Annotated in this window: 17 protein-coding genes; 10 read left to right on the top strand and 7 right to left on the bottom strand. The window is 65.3% G+C overall.

The genetic code is table 11. From position 1 onward, the window contains the following. Window positions 1-199: 199 nt before the first annotated feature. Together WG923_RS07465 and WG923_RS07460 are read right to left on the bottom strand one after the other, a co-directional pair. The gene (locus WG923_RS07465; protein ID WP_340350317.1) at window positions 200-1,015 is read right to left on the bottom strand and encodes a competence/damage-inducible protein A; all 816 of its coding nucleotides are present in this window, start codon (window positions 1,013-1,015) and stop codon (window positions 200-202) included. After that, on the bottom strand, window positions 993-1,850 hold the full coding sequence (locus WG923_RS07460; RefSeq protein ID WP_340350316.1) for an EI24 domain-containing protein: 858 nt from the start codon (window positions 1,848-1,850) through the stop codon (window positions 993-995). The genes WG923_RS07465 and WG923_RS07460 overlap by 23 nt, the downstream gene beginning before the upstream one ends. Before the next feature lie 102 nt (window positions 1,851-1,952). Between WG923_RS07460 and WG923_RS07455 the strand changes: the two genes are divergently transcribed. Then, window positions 1,953-3,119: a nucleotide sugar dehydrogenase gene (locus tag WG923_RS07455; RefSeq protein ID WP_340350315.1), complete on the top strand. Its 1,167-nt coding sequence runs from the start codon at window positions 1,953-1,955 to the stop codon at window positions 3,117-3,119. Window positions 3,120-3,249: 130 nt separating this feature from the next. Here the strand turns inward: WG923_RS07455 and WG923_RS07450 are convergent, their stop codons facing one another. From WG923_RS07450 to WG923_RS07435, 4 genes are read right to left on the bottom strand one after another with little or no spacing between them, the layout of a single operon-like run. Next, window positions 3,250-3,861 carry a YdcF family protein gene (locus WG923_RS07450; protein ID WP_340350314.1) on the bottom strand — a complete coding sequence of 204 codons (612 nt, stop codon included), beginning with the start codon at window positions 3,859-3,861 and terminating at the stop codon, window positions 3,250-3,252. Window positions 3,862-3,911: 50 nt separating this feature from the next. After that, entirely contained in the window at window positions 3,912-4,898 is a 987-nt protein-coding gene (locus WG923_RS07445) for a sterol desaturase family protein (protein WP_340350313.1), read from the bottom strand. Window positions 4,899-4,900: 2 nt separating this feature from the next. Then, window positions 4,901-5,680, bottom strand: coding sequence for a polysaccharide deacetylase family protein (locus tag WG923_RS07440; RefSeq protein ID WP_340350312.1), 780 nt, complete (start codon window positions 5,678-5,680; stop codon window positions 4,901-4,903). Between the two features lie 2 nt (window positions 5,681-5,682). Next, complete coding sequence (locus WG923_RS07435) at window positions 5,683-6,669, bottom strand: YncE family protein (RefSeq protein WP_445322904.1); 987 nt, start codon at window positions 6,667-6,669, stop codon at window positions 5,683-5,685. 181 nt (window positions 6,670-6,850) lie between these two features. Here WG923_RS07435 and WG923_RS07430 point away from each other — a divergent pair, with 181 nt between their 5' ends. Continuing rightward, window positions 6,851-7,828 (top strand): UDP-glucuronic acid decarboxylase family protein, encoded by a 978-nt coding sequence (locus WG923_RS07430; protein ID WP_340350397.1) that lies wholly within the window; start codon window positions 6,851-6,853, stop codon window positions 7,826-7,828. Window positions 7,829-7,894: 66 nt separating this feature from the next. Here the strand turns inward: WG923_RS07430 and WG923_RS07425 are convergent, their stop codons facing one another. Further along, entirely contained in the window at window positions 7,895-8,623 is a 729-nt protein-coding gene (locus WG923_RS07425) for a pseudouridine synthase (protein WP_340350311.1), read from the bottom strand. Window positions 8,624-8,863: 240 nt separating this feature from the next. Between WG923_RS07425 and WG923_RS07420 the strand changes: the two genes are divergently transcribed. The 8 genes from WG923_RS07420 (at window position 8,864) to WG923_RS07385 (ending at window position 17,836) form a co-directional block, all read left to right on the top strand. Beyond that, a complete protein-coding gene (locus WG923_RS07420; RefSeq protein ID WP_340350310.1) occupies window positions 8,864-9,235 on the top strand; it encodes a MarR family EPS-associated transcriptional regulator in 372 nt (123 codons plus the stop codon). A 127-nt stretch (window positions 9,236-9,362) separates the two neighbouring features. Beyond that, the gene (locus WG923_RS07415) at window positions 9,363-10,397 is read left to right on the top strand and encodes an NAD-dependent epimerase/dehydratase family protein (RefSeq protein WP_340350309.1); all 1,035 of its coding nucleotides are present in this window, start codon (window positions 9,363-9,365) and stop codon (window positions 10,395-10,397) included. 72 nt (window positions 10,398-10,469) lie between these two features. Then, window positions 10,470-11,468 (top strand): UDP-N-acetylglucosamine 4,6-dehydratase (inverting), encoded by a 999-nt coding sequence (pseB, locus tag WG923_RS07410; protein WP_340350308.1) that lies wholly within the window; start codon window positions 10,470-10,472, stop codon window positions 11,466-11,468. 1 nt (window position 11,469) lies between these two features. Continuing rightward, a complete protein-coding gene (pseC, locus tag WG923_RS07405) occupies window positions 11,470-12,630 on the top strand; it encodes a UDP-4-amino-4,6-dideoxy-N-acetyl-beta-L-altrosamine transaminase (protein ID WP_340350307.1) in 1,161 nt (386 codons plus the stop codon). Further along, window positions 12,627-14,693: a pseudaminic acid cytidylyltransferase gene (pseF, locus tag WG923_RS07400; RefSeq protein ID WP_340350306.1), complete on the top strand. Its 2,067-nt coding sequence runs from the start codon at window positions 12,627-12,629 to the stop codon at window positions 14,691-14,693. Before pseC ends, pseF begins: the two co-directional genes overlap by 4 nt. Window positions 14,694-14,701: 8 nt before the next feature. Continuing rightward, the gene (locus tag WG923_RS07395) at window positions 14,702-15,376 is read left to right on the top strand and encodes a class I SAM-dependent methyltransferase (RefSeq protein ID WP_340350305.1); all 675 of its coding nucleotides are present in this window, start codon (window positions 14,702-14,704) and stop codon (window positions 15,374-15,376) included. 23 nt (window positions 15,377-15,399) lie between these two features. After that, on the top strand, window positions 15,400-16,464 hold the full coding sequence (pseI, locus tag WG923_RS07390; RefSeq protein WP_340350304.1) for a pseudaminic acid synthase: 1,065 nt from the start codon (window positions 15,400-15,402) through the stop codon (window positions 16,462-16,464). Between the two features lie 34 nt (window positions 16,465-16,498). Continuing rightward, complete coding sequence (locus tag WG923_RS07385; protein WP_340350303.1) at window positions 16,499-17,836, top strand: lipopolysaccharide biosynthesis protein; 1,338 nt, start codon at window positions 16,499-16,501, stop codon at window positions 17,834-17,836. The last annotated feature ends 47 nt before the right edge of the window (window positions 17,837-17,883 follow it).

The following is a 17,883-nucleotide window of genomic DNA, read 5'->3' as shown; positions in this document are numbered from 1 at the left end:
GGATGGTTGGTTGGTTGTGAACGCAAAGTGCGGCTTGCGGGGATGCAGGTTCTGTGCCAAAAGCTGGTGCACGCGGCACGCCACAAAGCTCGAGGATTGTCCCGCAATCTGATGCCTTTTCCCTACTGGACGCTTGCGGTTTCAACGCGACAGTGCACCTCGGCGGTGCAAATTTTCGCATGCACCGCCATGGTGCGCCTCAGGGGCGCACCAATTCGGGGCCGAGGCGGACTTTCAGGACGTTCAGGCCGTCGAGGAGACTGCGGTACGCCGGTTCGACGTGGTCCGGCTCGCCCTTGACGCCCAGGTCGATGTGGCGGCCGTAGGTCGGATGGTCGACGCTCGGGAGGCTGAAGACCTTCACGTTGGGGTGCTCGCGCTCCACCTGCTCCATCAGGGGCGTCAGGGTGGCCTCCATGGAGCCGAACACGATCACGGACTTCTCGACGTACGCGCCGCGCTGGAACAGGTGCGCGTAGAAGGTGTCCAGGACGTTCTGCATCATCGGCCAGGCCATCACCGGAAAGCCCGGAACGAAGTGCACCGTGCCCACCGTGAAGCCGGGAATCTTGTTGTACGGGTTGGCGATGATCGCCGCGCCCTTCGGGAACACGCCCATGTTGAGGCGGTGGATGTTGTCCGGGCGGTCCGGCTCGTAGGGCACGCCCTGCTCCCTGGCCACGTCCTGCATGCGTTCGCGGATCAGGACTTCGGCCTCGGGGTGCAGGGCGAGTTCCACGCCCAGGGCGCGGGCGGCGCACTGGCGGGTGTGGTCGTCCGGCGTGGCGCCGATGCCGCCGCAGGAAAACACGATGTCGCCCGAAGCGAAGGCGCGCCGCAGCGTTTCCGTGATGCGCTCGGGCTTGTCGCCCACGTACTCGGCCCACCCGAGCTGCAGGCCGCGCTCGGTGAGCAGTTCGACCAGCCTGGGCAGGTGCTTGTCGGCGCGCTTGCCGGAGAGGATTTCGTCGCCGACGATGATGAGGCCGATGTCAGGGCGGGCTGGGGCGGTCATTTCGCAATGCTAGCGGGGTGGCAGGGTCGGGTTCCGGAGCCGGCCGCGCGCGCATCTGGTCCAGCGCGGCCAGGCAGTAGTGCGCGAACCACAGCGAGGCGAACGCGAACACCAGCGTGTAGATCCAGATCGCCACCGGGATGAGGATCGGGAAGGCCGCGGCGAAGAACCAGCCGGACGCCCACACGATGCTGGGCGCCGCGCCGAGGTAGCCCGTGGCCACCCCCATCAACAGCAGCCACATGCGGTGGCCGCGGAAGACGAGGCTGCGCTCATCGCCGCTGGCGTGGTCCGCCAGCGCGTCGAACGCCATGACGCGGTAGGTGAGCCAGCCCCAGATCAGCGGCGGCAGCACCAGCACCAGCGGCGGGATGAACCACAGCGGCAAGGACACCAGGAGCGCGACCACCGCGAGCAGCGTGGAACCGAAGGACCACAGCGCGCTGCGCGTGAAGGAGGCGCCGTGCCGGCGCTCCAGCTCGGGAAAGCGCCGGCGCGCGACCAGGCTCACCACCGCCGGCATCATCATCACCGCGACCAGGAACAGCACCACCACCACCAGCACCGGCGTGATGGCGAAGATCACCAGCAGGGGCGCCAGGGCGTTCTTCAGGCTGCCGAAGCCCATGGCGGCGAGCCAGCGCGTGAGGCTCTCCATCCACTCGGTCGATTCGAGCCAGACGAACACGGTGTTCACCGCGTTGTCCCAGAAGAAGTAGCCCAGGCCGCCGGCGGCCAGGACCATCAGCACCAGGGGCAGCAGGGACAGGCCGATCACGCGCGGGTGCAGGCAATAGAAGACGGCGCGCCAGAAGGAATCCAGGAACAGGGACATGGCCGGTGAGTGTATGTATTTCTCCCTCCCCCTCCGGGGGAGGGCCGGGGTGGGGGCGCTCCGCGCCACGAACTCAGCGCTCGAATCGGGGACAATCCCCCCATGAAAATCGCCATCGCAGGCACCGGCTACGTCGGCCTCGCCAATGCCGTCCTGCTCGCGCAGCACCAGCAGGTGGTCGCGCTCGACATCGCGAAGTCCAAGGTGGACATGATCAACGCGCGGCACTCGCCGATCGAGGATCCGGACATCGAGCACTTCCTGCGCAGCGAGAAGCTGGACCTGCGCGCGACGCAGGACCCGCAGGAGGCCTACGCCGGCGCGCAGTACGTGCTGATCGCCACGCCCACCGACTACGACCCGCAGACCAACTACTTCAACACCAGCTCGGTGGAGTCGGTGGTGAAGGACGTGCTGCGCATCAACCCCCAGGCCGTGATGGTGGTGAAGTCCACCGTGCCCGTCGGCTTCACCGAGTCGCTGCGGCAGCGCTTTCCCGCCGCCAAGGTCTTCTTCAGCCCCGAGTTCCTGCGCGAAGGCCGCGCCCTGCACGACAACCTCTATCCGAGCCGCATCGTCATCGGCGAGGACTCGGAGCGCGCCCGCACCTTCGCGCAATTGCTGGTGCGCGGTTCGCGCAAGCCGGACGTGACGGTGCTCCACACGGACAGCACCGAGGCCGAGGCGATCAAGCTGTTCGCCAACACGTATCTCGCGATGCGCGTCGCGTTCTTCAACGAACTCGATAGCTACGCCGTGACCCACGGGCTGAACCCGCGCCAGATCATCGACGGCGTCTGCCTCGACCCGCGCGTCGGCAACCACTACAACAACCCGAGCTTCGGCTACGGCGGCTACTGCCTGCCCAAGGACACCAAGCAGCTGCTGGCCAACTACCGCGACGTGCCGCAGACGCTGATCGGCGCCATCGTGGAGGCGAACAGCACGCGCAAGGACTTCATCGCGGACAACATCCTGCGGCGGCAGCCCAAGGTGGTGGGCGTGTACCGGCTGGTCATGAAAGCGGGCTCCGACAACTTCCGCGCCAGCAGCGTGCAGGGCGTGATGAAGCGGCTGAAGGCCAAGGGCGTGCACGTGATGGTGTACGAGCCCGCGCTGAAGGACGACGTGTTCTTCAACTCCCCCGTGCTGCGCGACCTGGCGCGCTTCAAGCGCGAAGCCGACGTGATCATCGCCAACCGCCCGGCGGTGGAGCTGGAGGACGTGCGGGAGAAGGTCTACACCCGCGACCTGTTCGGCACGGATTGAATGGTTTTCCTCCCTCTCCCCCTGGGAGAGGGGCGGGGTGAGGGCACGCGCGGCCGTGACCTCTCACCGCGGCGGATCAGGCGCCGCTTGCCCTCACCCCTGCCCTCTCCCAGAGGGAGAGGGAGAGAGGTCAAGGCGCCGCACCCGTGCCGCAGCGCGGCTCGGTGACCAGGTCCTCCACGACCGCAAAGGCGAGATCGCGGTATTCATCGAGCGCCCGGACCACGCTGCGCCAGCCAGCCTGGCCCGGAACGAAGTCGGACGGGCGCGGCGGCGGCGCAGAGGGATCCGGGATCGGGTCGCTCACCACCGTGAACCCGGCCCACCGGAATTCGTATCGGGCACGCGCCATGTGCTTCGCATGCGTGACCAGCACGATCCGCTGCACGCCCTCGGCCTTCAGCAGGCACCAGGACTCCTGGGCGTTCTCATGGGTGTTCACCGAGTGCTTCTCCACCCAGCGCGGCTCGATGCCGTGCTGCGTGCGCAGCATCCACGCCATCTTTTCCGATTCCGCCTCGTAGGGCGAATCGCCGGTGCCCTTGCCTGCCAGCAGGATGGGCAGCCGCGTCAGCGAATGCAGCCGGGCAGCCTCGTGCACCCGGTCCCGGTTGCCGCCCAGGACGACGATGGCCTGCGCTTGCGCCGCCTGCTCCTTGCGAACGGCCGGGGAGTCATCGTGCACGAAGGAAAGGAGGAATCTCGCCCCGGCTTCGGTGCCTGCCAGGAAGACGACAGCCACCAGGACCGCCAAGGGAAGACCCGCTCGAAGCGCCCGCCGCACCTGGCCGCTCAGGCCCGCCCCATCAGCCGCAACAACCCCAGCTTCTGCTGCTCCCAGAACCCGCGCCCATACTCCCGCCCCGTCTCCACCTGGTCGCGGATGCCCGTGGGGTCGTAGCGCAGCTCGAAGTTCGCGGTGCCGAACAGCATGTCCCACCACGGCAGCAGGACGCCGAAGTTGTGCCCGCCCATCGCGGGGCTGTGACCGTAGACGAGGTGCTCGCCGCTGACGGCGTCGTTCTCGTGCCCCATCCCGATGCTGTGGTGCAGCCGGTGGTAGCGCGGGCTGATCCACAGCCGCTCGCCCAGCCAGCCGAAATGCAGGCGCACGTTGGCATGCTGCAGGCTTTCGCTCAGCTGCGCGATCACCACCAGCCCGATGAACTGGCCGGGCCCCACGCCGATCAGCTGGCCCAGGATCACGATCAGGCTGTCGCGGATCAGGTCGTCGAGCAGGTGGTTGCGGTTGTCGCTCCACATCGTCATGGAGCGCTGCGAATGGTGCAGCGAGTGCAGGCTCCACCACCAGTCGAAGCGGTGCTGGCCGCGGTGGATCCAGTAGTCGAAGAAGTCGAAGACCACCAGGTACATCACGAAGCTGATCAGAGGGTGATCCGTCACCCCCGCCATCACCTGGTCGATGTGCACCGTGCCCATGCCCATCACGCGCAGCCAGCCGAACAACTGGTCGAAGAGCGGCTCCACGCTGAAGAACAGCGCGACGCGGAAGAGGCCCAGCCGGTGCAGGAGCGTGTAGACGACGTCGGTGCGGATCTCCGTCGCGTCCAGGCTCGGGTCCACCGGGCGCCAGCGCTGCAGCGGGCCGATGAGGGCCAGCATCACCGCGATCTGCACCAGGCCGGCCACCAGCCAGCCCGTGCCCACGAACGCGTCGTCCAGCATTCCTCCCAGGCCGAAGGAATACAGGATCGGCTGCACGACCCACTGGAACAGCCCCTGCTGGGCCAGTTCAAACATGTTCTGTATCCACTGCATGGCTATCGAACGCGCGCCACCCATTCGCGATAGACAGGGTGTTCGCGCAAGGTGGCAAAGCAGAATCCCCTCTGTTTCAGCCCGGCGACCAGGGGCTCCAGCACGGCCGGCGCCCACGGATCCTTGCGGGACCAGATCCCCAGATGAGCCAACAGGATGTCGCCACCGCGCACGTCGCGCAAGGCCTTATGGAGTAATTGCTGATTGCCGGCGGACTCGCTCGGCAGTTCATCGCCGAGAAAACCCGCCGGCGCCCAGCCGACATGCAGGAAACCGCAGTTTTTTGCGGCGGCCAGCAATCGAGGCGACACCTTTCCCCCAGGCGCACGATACAGGGGCAGCGGTTTACGTCCAGTAACTTCTTGCAGGCGGCGCGACGCGCGCTCGATTTCCGCGCAATATTCCGGCGCTGTCCAGGTGAAGTCCTTGCCGGCGTTGGGCCCCGCGGAAGGCCGGACGCGAAAGCGGGGCGGCTCTCCGGGCAAGTCCGCGCGCCAGTAGACGTGGTCGAAGGTGTGGGAGCCGAACTCGTGCCCTTCGGCGGCCCGGGCCTTCCACCAGGGCGCCCAGAAGCTGCCAAGGCTGCCGTCGCCCTCCTGCGTCTTCTCGTTGGCGGCGAAGAAGGTGACCTTCACCTGGTGGCGGTTCAGCACGTCCGCCATGAGGTTCGCCACGCCCATGTGGCCGGTGTCCAGCGTGAGGTAGACCGTCTTTGCGCAGCCCTGGGCCAGGGCGAGCGGCGGCGCCAGGACGGACAGGGCCAGCAGGCGCCGCCGCAGCATGCTCAGGACCTCGGCGTGTGCTCGAGCGTCCAGACGCCGTGCGGCGACTTGCCCACGTTCACCTCCCGCGCCAGCTGCTTCGTGTGGGTGTCGATCACGATCAGCTTCCTGTTCCAGCGGGCCGTGGCCAGCAGGTAGCGGCCGCCGGCCAGCACCTCCATGCAATCGGGGCCGCCCGGGGCCGGGTACGACTCGACCACCTTGAAGGTGGTGAGGTCGATCTTGCTGATCGTGTTGGCCACCCGGTTGCTCAGGAAGACATGCTTGCCATCCCCCGCCGCGCGAAAGGCATGGGCACCGGCGCCGGTGCGGATGAAGCCGACCGAACGGGGCACCTTCACGTAGCTCACGTCGAAGATCTGCACGCTGTCGCTGCCGGTCAGGCCGACCAGCACCTTCTTGTCGTCGGGCGTGCCGAACACGTCCGCCGGCATCGGCCCGGTGCGGATGCGCCAGCGGATGCGCTGCTGCTCGAGATCCACCGCCACGAGCTCGTCGCTGTCCTGCATCGTGACGTAGGCCACCGTGCTCTTGCTGTCGATGAAGATGTGGCTGGGCGTCTTGCCGGTGGCGATGCGCTTGACGAGCGTGAGGTCCTTGCCGTCCCAGCGGTACAGGTCGACGTGCTGCAGGCGGTTGCCCGCCGTGACCAGCCACTTCATGTCCGGCGAGAAGCGCAGGTGGTACGGGTCCACGATGCCGCGCACCGTCTTCTGGATGGTGGCGGTGCGCGGGTCCACGAAGGTGAGCGAATCGGCCAGGGCGTTGGCGACGATGATCGACTTCTCGTCCGGCGTCATGTACAGGTGGTGCGGCTCCTTGCCCGTGGGGATGCGCTTGATCTCGTTGAAGGTGACGGGGTCGATCACGCTGATGTCCGCATCCAGCGAATTGAGGACGAAGATTGGCGAGGGCTGGGCCAGGGCCAGCCCGGTGGTCACCAGCAGCACGGCCAGCAGCCAGCAGCGGCGGACGAGGAAAAGGTTCACGGGTCGGCGTCTCGGGAAGGATTGCGCCACAACGCGCCGGCGCAGCCGGTGGTGGACGGGATCGTCATTGTCCGTGATCCGGGCGCGCGCGAGGGGCGGACAAGTCCGCATGCAAGAATGTTGCCCCAACGGAATAAGGGACGCAGTGAGTACGCATGACACCAGCGGCAGTGCGCAGGGCCTGCGGCGCTACAACGAGCGCCGCCGCATCCTGGTGACCGGCGGCGCCGGCTTCCTGGGCTCGCACCTGATCGACCGCCTGCTCGAACGCGGCGACGAGGTCGTCTGCGCCGACAACCTGTTCACCGGCACCAAGCGCAACATCGAGCACCTGCTGGCGCACCCCCGCTTCGAGTTCCTGCGGCACGACGTCACCTTTCCGCTGTACATCGAGGTGGACGAGATCTACAACCTGGCGTGCCCGGCCAGCCCGGTGCACTACCAGCACGACCCCGTCCAGACCACCAAGACCAGCGTCCACGGCGCCATCAACATGCTGGGGCTGGCCAAGCGGCTGCGGGCGCGCATCTTCCAGGCCTCCACCTCCGAGGTCTACGGCGACCCCACCGTCCATCCGCAGACCGAGGACTACTGGGGCAACGTCAACCCGATCGGGCCGCGCAGCTGCTACGACGAGGGCAAGCGCTGCGCCGAGACCCTGTTCTTCGACTACCACCGGCAGCTCGCGCTGGACATCCGCGTGGCGCGCATCTTCAACACCTACGGCCCGCGGATGCATCCCAACGACGGCCGGGTGGTCAGCAACTTCATCGTGCAGGCGCTGCGCGGGGAGGATCTCACCCTCTATGGCACGGGCGAGCAGACGCGCAGCTTCTGCTACGTGGACGACCTGGTCGAGGCGTTCCTGCGGTTCATGGACCTGCCGGCCGGCGAGGACGGCGCGCCGGGGTTCCCCGGCCCGCTGAACCTGGGCAACCCGGGCGAGTTCACGATGCGGCAACTGGCGGAGACGGTGCTGCGGCTGACCGGATCCCGCTCGCGGATCGTGCACAGGCCGGCGCCGGCGGACGACCCGATGCAGCGCCAGCCGGACATCACGCGGGCGCGGGAGCGGCTGGGGGGGTGGGAGCCGAAGGTGGGCCTAGAGGATGGCCTGCAGCAAACGATCGCCTATTTCGACGCCCTGCTCTCCACCTGACCCCGTCTTCCACCCTCCCCCTCCGGGGAGGGCCGGGGTGGGGGCGCTCCCCGCGCTCTGCCTGCCCTATCCCACCTTCGCCGAAGCGTCCTTCACTTCCTCCGCCGTCAACCAGCGCCACTGCCCCGGCGCCAGATCCCCCAGCTCCAGCCTGCCAATCCGCGACCGATGCAACCCGGTCACCCGATTCCCCACCGCCGCCACCATCCTCTTGACCTGGTGGTACTTCCCCTCCGTCAGCGTCAGCCGCAGCGCATGGCTCCCCGTCCGCTCGCAAGCCGCCGCCCGCACGGGCCGGGGATCGTCGTCCAGCACCACTCCCGCCAACAGCCGCCGCACCTGCTCCTCCGTCACCGGATCGGCATTCGTCACCTCGTACACCTTGGGCACGTGGTGCTTCGGCGACCCCATGCGATGGATGAACGTGCCGTCGTCGGTCAGGAGCAGCAGCCCGGTCGTATCCTGGTCCAGCCGACCGATCGCCTGGACGCCGGGCGTGCCGCCCTTGTTCGGCCGCTGGCGTAAGGGAGCCGGAAGCAGCGTGTAGATACTCGGCCAGGCGGACGGCTTCTGCGAGCATTCGTACCCGACGGGCTTGTGCAGCATCAGGTAGGCCTTGGCGTGGTAGGTCCAGTCCTTGCCTTCCACGGTGAAGGAGAGGTTCTCCGGATCGACCTGCGCATGCGGGTCCGTGACGAGGGCGCCGTCGACCGTGACCAGGCCATGCTGCACAAGGCCCAGGCAGACGCGGCGGGCGCCGAAGCCTTGCGAATAGAGGAGATCCTGCAGTTCCATGGGGGCGGGAGTATGGACGAAGGCGGGCAACCGAACCTGGTACCGCAGAAGTACTCGCGTCGGGCGCATTGCCGTGCAGAACTGCACGGGAGTCCGCTGTTAGCGGCGCTGCCGCCACGCGATGTAAGAAAACCGCTCATAAAGGAGCAAGAATATTGCTCGACCATCGCGTCGCCTGTTAAAGTGCTCAGTCTTGAGCGGTCAAGGCCATCCAGCGGCCTTGCAGCAGATACCGGCGCCATGGCCAGCAAACACCCCCAAGAGGTCGAGGACCTCCACTTCCGCGTCCTGAAGCACCTCCAGGACAACCCCGACATGTCGCAGCGCGAGCTGGCACGGCTCCTGGGCGTGAGCAACGGGAAGCTGCACTACTGCATGAAGGCGCTGATCGACAAGGGGCTGGTCAAGCTGGGGAACTTCGCCCATTCGAAGCACCACCTCGGCTATGCCTACCTGCTCACGCCGGCGGGCATCGCCCAGAAGGCGAGCATGACCAGCCGGTTCCTGAAACGGAAGATGGCGGAGTACGAGGCGCTGCACGCGGAGATCGCGGCGTTGCAGGCAGAGATGGCGGGCGAGCAGCACGCCACGACAAGAAGCAGCACGAATTGAAGAGGGATCGCAACGATGGACCTGAGAGACAAGATGCCTGCCGTGATCGCCCCCGGGCATGTGGGCGTGCCGACGGATGGTGGACATCGTGCGCACGCCGCCGGGCGCCTGTGAGGAACCGCACCGCATGACCGCCTACGAGGACCTGCTGGCGCGCCTGCCGCGCGAGCCCCGCACCTGGCTCGTGACCGGCTGCGCGGGCTTCATCGGCTCCAACCTGCTCGAAGCGCTGCTGCGCCTGGACCAGCGCGTCGTCGGCCTCGACAACTTCGCCACCGGCCACAAGCGCAACCTGGACGAGGTCCGGTCGCTGGTCAGCCCGGCGCAGTGGGACCGTTTCCGCTTCATCGAGGGCGACATCCGCAAGCTGGACGACTGTCGCCGCGCCGTGGAAGGAGTCGACCACGTGCTGCACCAGGCGGCGCTGGGCTCGGTGCCGCGCTCGCTCGCGGACCCGATCACCACCGACGGCACCAACATCGGCGGCTTCCTGAACATGCTGGTGGCCGCCCGCGACGCGAAGGTGCGCAGCTTCACCTATGCCGCGAGCAGTTCCACCTACGGCGACCATCCGGGCCTGCCGAAGGTCGAGGAACGCATCGGCAAGCCGTTGTCGCCCTATGCCGTGACCAAGTACGTCAACGAGCTGTACGCGGAAGTGTTCGCGCGCAGCTACGGCTTCCAGGCCGTCGGCCTGCGGTATTTCAACGTGTTCGGGCCGCGCCAGGACCCCGAGGGTGCCTACGCGGCGGTCGTGCCGAAGTGGACGGCCGCCATGATCCAGGGCCAGGACGTCTTCATCAACGGCGACGGCGAGACGAGCCGCGACTTCTGCTTCGTCGACAACGCAGTGCAGGCGAACCTGCTGGCAGCCACGACGAGCTCCGACGAGGCGCGCAACCAGGTCTACAACGTGGCCGTGGGTGACCGCACCACGCTGAACGACCTGTACGCAGCGCTGCGTGGCGCGCTGGCGCAGAACGGCGTGCAGTACGATCGCGCTCCCGTGTACCGGGACTTCCGCGCCGGGGACGTGCGGCATTCGCAGGCCGACGTCGGCAAGGCGGGCCGGCTGCTCGGATACGAGCCGCGGTTCGACATCCGGGCGGGCATCGCCTCGGCGATGCCGTGGTATCTGCGCTTCCTTTCGGCTCCCCGGTGACGTCTCCCATTGCGGAATCCGCTGCCGAACACCCAAGCCGATGGGCCATTGAATAACATAGTTACAGGAATCATGCACCAGAACGCCAGCATCCTCGTCACCGGCGGTACCGGCTCCTTCGGGCACACGTTCGTGCCATTGACGCTGGCCAAGTACAACCCACGCAAACTGATCATCTACTCCCGCGACGAAATGAAGCAGTGGGAGATGGCCAAGCGCTTCCAGGACGATGACCGGGTACGGTTCTTCATCGGCGACGTGCGCGATCGCGAGCGGCTGTACCGTGCACTCGACGGGGTCGACTACGTCGTGCACGCCGCTGCCACGAAGATCGTACCCACGGCGGAATACAACCCGTTCGAATGCGTGAAGACGAACGTCATCGGCGCGATGAATCTCATCGACGCGTGCATCGACCGCAAGGTGAAGCGTGTGGTGGCGCTCTCCACCGACAAAGCGAGCAGCCCCGTCAACCTGTATGGGGCCACGAAACTGGCCTCCGACAAGCTGTTCGTCGCCGGCAATTCATACGCCGGGGGGCACGAGACGCGCTTCTCCGTCGTGCGTTATGGCAACGTCATGGGTTCGCGCGGTTCGGTCATTCCCTTCTTCCTCTCGATCAAGGACAAGGGCACCCTTCCCATCACCGATGAGCGCATGACGCGCTTCATGATCTCCCTCGAGCAAGGTGTCGAGCTCGTCTGGCATGCATTCGACGACATGGTGGGCGGCGAAATCTACGTGAAGAAGATCCCGTCCATGAAGGTGACGGACATCGCGCGGGTAATCGCGCCGGACGCGCACCACGAGATCATCGGCATCCGACCGGGCGAAAAACTGCACGAGCAGATGATCGGCACCGAGGACTCCCACTACACCTACGAGTACGAGGAACACTTCAAGATCCTGCCTGCGATCCACAGTTGGAACCTGGACAGCAACCGCATCAAGAATGGCCGCAAGGTCGCCGAAGGATTCAGCTACACGAGCGACAACAACAGCGAGTGGATGACGCCCGAGAAGCTGCAGGCCTGGGTTGCCCGTAATCGCGAGAAGATCGGGAACATCTGACATGATCCCGTACGGCCGCCAGGAGATCACGCAGGCAGACATCGAAGCAGTCGTTGATGTCTTGCGCTCGGATTTCCTAACGCAGGGGCCGGTCGTGCCCCGCTTCGAACGCGAGCTGGCGAGACGCTGCGGCGCGGCCCACGCGCTGGCCGTGAACAGCGCCACCTCCGCGCTGCACATAGCGTGCTTGGCGTTGGGCCTGGGCACCGGGGACATCTTGTGGACGAGCCCCATCACCTTCCTCGCCTCGGCTAACTGCGCGCTGTACTGCGGCGCGCAGGTCGATTTCGTCGACATCGACCCCCGTACGTACAACATGAGCGCGCAGGCGCTCGAGGCGAAACTGGAGAAGGCCGCGCGTGAAGGCCGCCTGCCCAAGGTGGTCGTGCCCGTGCATCTTGCGGGGCAGGCCTGCGACATGCGTGCGATCCATGCCTTGTCGCAACGTTACGGATTCAGGATCATCGAAGACGCGTCGCACGCAATCGGTGGCAGGTACCTGGGCCAGCCGGTCGGCAGCTGCAGCTTCAGCGATATCACAGTGTTCAGCTTCCACCCGGTGAAGATCATCACGACCGCAGAAGGCGGAGTGGCGCTCACCAACAGCCCGGAACTCGCACGAAAACTGGACTTGCTGCGCAGCCACGGGATGACCCGCGACCCGGCGCTGATGAGTCACGCGCCAGACGGCCCGTGGTACTACCAGCAGGTGGCGCTCGGGTTCAATTACCGCATGACGGAGCTGCAGGCCGCGTTAGGCCTGAGCCAGTTGGAGCGACTGGAACGATACGTTTCCCGCAGGCATGAACTGGCGGCGCAATACGAGCGGGAACTGGCCGGGTTGCCGATCACCCTGCCTTGGCAGCATCCCGACACGTACTCGGCGTTCCATCTGTATGTGGTGCGCTTGCAGCGGGAACGGATCCGCGCCAGCCACAAGGAAGTCTTCGAGGCGCTGCGCGAGCACGGCATCGGGGTCAACGTGCACTACATCCCAGTCCACACGCAACCTTGGTATGCGGCCATGGGGTTCCGGCCCGGAGACTACCCGGAAGCGGAGCGTTATTACAGGGAGGCGATCAGCCTGCCGATGTATCCCACCCTCGGCGAGGCGGAACTCGTGCGGGTGTGCACCGCACTTCGTGAGGCCGTCTGCGCATGAGAGTCGCCGTCATTCCTGCTCGCGCTGGCAGCAAGCGGATTCCGCGCAAGAACATCCTCCCGTTCCACGGAAAGCCGATGATCGCCTGGTCAATCGAGGCCGCGCTCGGAAGCGACTGCTTCGACTACGTCATGGTTTCCACCGATGACGAGGAGGCCGCTGACATCGCACGTGCGTGGGGAGCCAGCGTGCCGTTTATCCGGCCCGCGGAACTGTCCGACGAGCACACCGGCACAACCGCAGTGATCAAGCATGCTGTGGACTGGTTACGTGGCGACGGTATGGACGCCCAGGACGTCTGCTGCATCTACGCGACGGCGCCGACCCTGGATCCGCAAGACATCCGGCGGGGCTGGGAGTTGCTTCGCAGCTCGGGCTGCGAGTACGTGTTCTCGGCGACAACCTTCCCTTACCCGATCCAGCGAGCGCTGCGCGTGGACCACGAAGGGGGAGTCCGGATGTTCTCGCCAGAGTTCGCCCAGGCGCGTTCGCAGGATCTCGAGTGCGGCTGGCACGACGCCGCGCAGTTCTACTGGGGCCGCGCGGACGCGTGGAGCGCGCTGAGCCCCATTTTCGAAAGCCACTCGCGCGTGATCCCCATCCCGCGCTCGCGGGTGCACGACATCGACACGCCGGAAGACTTCGAGCGCCTGAACCTGATGTATCCGGCCCTCCAGGCGCAGCAACTGGAACTCCGGCAAACGAAGACGGAGGTGTTCACGACCAGCGAGAAGACGTCCAGCGACGAAGGGGCGTTGATTGCCACCGGGCAAAAGCTCTGGAGCCACGCAAAGCGGGTGATTCCGGGAGGGAACATGCTGCTGTCCAAGCGTGCAGAGATGTTTCTCCCCGAACAGTGGCCCGCCTATTTCAGCAAGGCGAAGGGTTGCCAAGTATGGGACCTGGACGGAAGGGCATATACCGACGTCTCGATCATGGGCATCGGTACCAACACTCTCGGCTATGGACATCCGGAGGTAGACGCGGCGGTGCACCGCACCGTCGACGCGGGCAACATGTCGACGTTCAATTGTCCGGAAGAGGTTTTTCTGGCCGAGAAGCTCGTACAACTGCATCCGTGGGCGGACATGGTAAGGCTGGCCCGCACCGGAGGCGAAGCCAACGCCATTGCGATCCGCATCGCGCGTGCGGCGAGTGGTCGCGAAAAGGTGGCAGTGTGCGGCTACCACGGTTGGCACGATTGGTATCTGTCCGCCAACCTCGTAGACGCCGAGAACCTGGCCGGGCATTTGCTGCCAGGCCTTGCTCCTAACGGCGTTCCGCAGAGCCTGCGCGGCACCGTCTTCCCCTTCAATTACAACAACTACCAGGAGCTCGAGGACCTTGTCAGCACGCACGACATCGGCGTGATCAAGATGGAAGTGGTGCGCAACCAGGGGCCGGAGAACGACTTCCTGCACAAAGTGCGGTCACTGGCCACACGCCGAAACATCGTCCTGATCTTCGACGAGTGCACCTCGGGCTTCCGCCAGACCTTTGGCGGCATCCACAAGTTGTACGGGGTCGAGCCGGACATGGCGATGTTCGGCAAGGCCATGGGCAACGGCTATGCAATCACCGCCACCATCGGCCGTCGCGAAATCATGGAAGCGGCACAGTCCACGTTCATCAGCAGCACCTTCTGGACTGAGCGGATCGGGCCCTCGGCGGCGCTGAAGACGCTGGAGGTGATGGAGCGCGTCCGCTCGTGGGACACGATCACTGCCACAGGCCAGCGTATCCGCGGCCGCTGGCAGCAGTTGGCGGACCGCCACGGCCTGAAGATCGAGCACTGGGGGCTGCCGGCGCTGACGGGCTTCACCTTCCAGAGCCCGCAAAATCTCGCCTACAAGACCCTGATCACCCAAGAGATGTTGTCCAAGGGTTACCTCGCCGGCAACAGTGTGTATGTGTGCACCGAGCACACCCCAGCCGTCCTCGACGGCTACTTCGAGGCCCTGGACTCGGTTTTGGCGCTCATTCGCGAGTGTGAGGACGGCCGCGACGTGATGGGACTGCTGAAGGGCCCGGTGTGCCATGCGGGTTTCAAGCGTCTGAACTGAGGATGCCCATGAATCAGGATGCGTTGTTTCTGCGCGACGAGGGCGATGCCTGGTATCGCCGCAATCGGGAGCACCTGCCACCGCCGGACGTCGCCGGCGAGCAGGAAGACGTCGCTTTCCTTTCAGACGCCCTCTCGCCATTCCGCGACCGGATCGTCCGCGTCCTGGAAATTGGCTGCAGCAGCGGCATCAAGCTCGAAGCTCTGTGCGACCGCCTTGCCGCCCGCGGCGACGGCATTGAGCCGTCTCGTATGGCGGTCGATGAGGGAAATGCCCGCATCAAGTCGGTTGATATCCGCCTCCAAGTAGGTACGGGAGAGAGGCTCCCATTTGAGGCGGCCACCTTCGACTTGATCCACTTTGGCTTCTGCCTGTACCTGTTCGGGCGTGAGTCCCTAATGCAATCGCTGGCCGAAGCCGACCGGGTGCTCAGGCCTGGCGGATTCCTGGCTATCACGGACTTCGATCCGGGCCTACGCCAGAAGCGACGTTACACCCACCGCGAAGGAGTGTTCTCCGCCAAGCAGGACTACTCCGACATCTATACGTCGAGCGGGCTGTACTACCTGATGGCGAAGCACTCGTTCTCGCACCGGCGGCCGTTCTTCGACGAAGACCCGGGCGAGCGCGTCTCCACCTCCATCCTCTTCAAGGAAGTGGACGGATATCCGGTGGTCTCCTGAGTGGCCATCCACATCCAAGCCCAATGTCCAAGCCACTGAATCCCATCCGCATCCAGGGCCGGGCCATCGGACCCGACCAGCCGCCTTACGTGATCGCCGAAATGTCGGCGAACCACAACGGACAGTTCGAGAACGCGCTGCGAATCATTAGCGAAGCGAAGAAGGCTGGCGCGGACGCAGTGAAGCTTCAGACTTACAGGCCTGACACCATCACCCTCGACAGCAGCGATCCGGACTTCCTCATCGAAGGTGGCCTCTGGGGAGGTCGGACACTTTACGACCTGTACACCGAGGCTCAGATGCCTTGGGAATGGCATGAACCCTTGTTCAGGCACGCTCGGGAAGCCGGCATCACGATCTTCAGTTCACCGTTTGATTCGACTGCCGTGGACTTACTGGAAAGCCTCGGTGCACCCGCGTACAAGATTGCATCCTTCGAGGCGGTAGACCTTCCACTCATCCGCTATGTCGCTCGCACCGGCAAGCCGATGATCATCTCGACGGGCATGGCTAATGCTGAGGAGATCGGCGAGGCCATCGAGGCTGCGCGTTCAGGCGGCTGCCGCGAACTAGCCATCCTGCGCTGCGTCAGCAGCTACCCCGCGCCCGCCGGCGACTACAACCTGCGCACGATTCCCGACATGATCGAGCGGTTCGGCGTGCTTGCCGGCTTGTCCGACCACACACTCGACAACACCACTGCCATCGCGAGCGTCGCGCTCGGTGGCTGCCTCATCGAGAAACACATGACGCTCGACCGCCACGGCGGCGGTCCCGACGACAGCTTTTCCCTGCTGCCCGGCGAACTCGCGGACCTGTGCCGTGCAGCACGCACCGCTTGGGAGGCCTTGGGCCATATAGATTACGGCCGCAAGTCGAGCGAGATCGGCAACGTGAAGTTCCGTCGCTCGCTGTATTTCGTGAAGAGCCTCAAGGCAGGGGAACTCGTGACCGCCGACGCAGTTCGCAGCGTTCGTCCCGGCTTCGGCGCCGCCCCGAAATTCTTGGACCAGGTGATCGGCCGCCGGGTCAAGTTCGATCAGCCTGCCAACACGCCGGTGGATCTGGCAAGACTCGAAGACCGCTGAGCTGGCGTACTGATTCGCGCAGTTCCGTACACCTATGAAAGAGGTCACATTGGAAGAGCAGACTAGCGAGCCCGCTGTGGCGTGCCGAGCAAAGACTCCTTCGCCCAAGCTCGTTTCTACTTCGGCGGTCTACCTCTTGACCAACGTGCTAAACGCGGCCATCCCATTCGCGCTGCTGCCGGTCCTCACCCGCTACCTCTCCCCTGCGGAATATGGGCGGGTCGCGATGTTTCAGACCCTCGTCGGGGCGATAGGGGCTGTCATCGGGGTCGGAATGGCGGCCGCGCTTACCCGCAAGTACTACGAACCCGATCTGTCTTCCCCGGACGCGCGCGATTTCCTCGGCGCCTGCGTGCAACTCTTGGTCATCGTCAGCCTAATCGTCTTGGCGCTGCTGCTGCCTTTCTCCTCCCCGCTGGGCGGGTTCCTGGGTCTCGACGCAAAGTGGATACCCTGGGCGATACCAGTGGCTATGGGCAGCGTTCTGATCCAGATACGGCTGACGATGTGGCAAGTACGTGGGCGCGCGGCAAGCTACGGTGCGTTCCAGGTCGGCCAAAGCGTCTCCAACGTGGTCCTTTCGCTGCTGTTCGTGACCGTATTACTGCTTGGCGCCGCCGGAAGGATCACCGCGCAGTCACTCTCAGTGGTGGTCTTCGCAGCGGCGGGGCTCCTCGTGCTGCGGAGGGACGGCGCCATTTCGCTGCTCTCGTGGCGCCCCCAGTTCCTCAAGGAGCTGATCGCCTACGGCGTGCCTCTCATTCCCCACGTTCTCTCCGCGTTCGTGCTGTTTTCGATCGACCGGGTGGTCATCACCACCGAACTCGGGCTGACCAACGCCGGCATTTACGTGGTTGCGGCCCAACTGGCCGGGGTGGTTTCCCTTTTGTTCGACGCCGTCGGCAAAGCGTACACCCCTTGGTTGTTCGAGTGCCTGGCCCGCGGCGACGAGACAGAACGGGCCCGTGTTGTCCGCTCCACTTATGCATGGTTCCTCCTGTTCCTGGTTGGCGCGGGCGTTGCCTTTCTGGTCGGTCCCCCTATCGTCGTTATGATCGCCGGCGAGCGTTACGCAGGGGGCGGCGAAGTGCTTGGCTGGCTCGTACTCGGACAATGCTTCATGGGCATGTATGCCCTGTTGAGCAACTACCTGATGTATGCAAAGCGCACCGGAGTGCTGTCGCTCGTGACAGTAGTCTCTGCGTCAGTTTATCTCCTGCTTCTCCTCATCCTGGTCCGGATGCTGGGTTTAAAGGGCGCCGCCATCGCATATGCTGCGGGCATGGCCTTCCGCTTGGGTGCCACGTGGTGGGCTGCGCACCGGTGCGAGCCCATGCCGTGGTTCGCGCTCCTCGCGCCGCGTCGTTGCTGAACTCCGTTTTTTCCGCTTTCTTATGCGTCATCTCCTTGACAACCTGC

The organism is Ramlibacter sp. AN1133, assembly GCF_037890035.1.
Taxonomy (GTDB): domain Bacteria; phylum Pseudomonadota; class Gammaproteobacteria; order Burkholderiales; family Burkholderiaceae_C; genus Ramlibacter.
The sequence above is the reverse complement of the archived record's forward strand: the minus strand, read 5'-3'. Positions and strand labels throughout refer to the sequence as shown.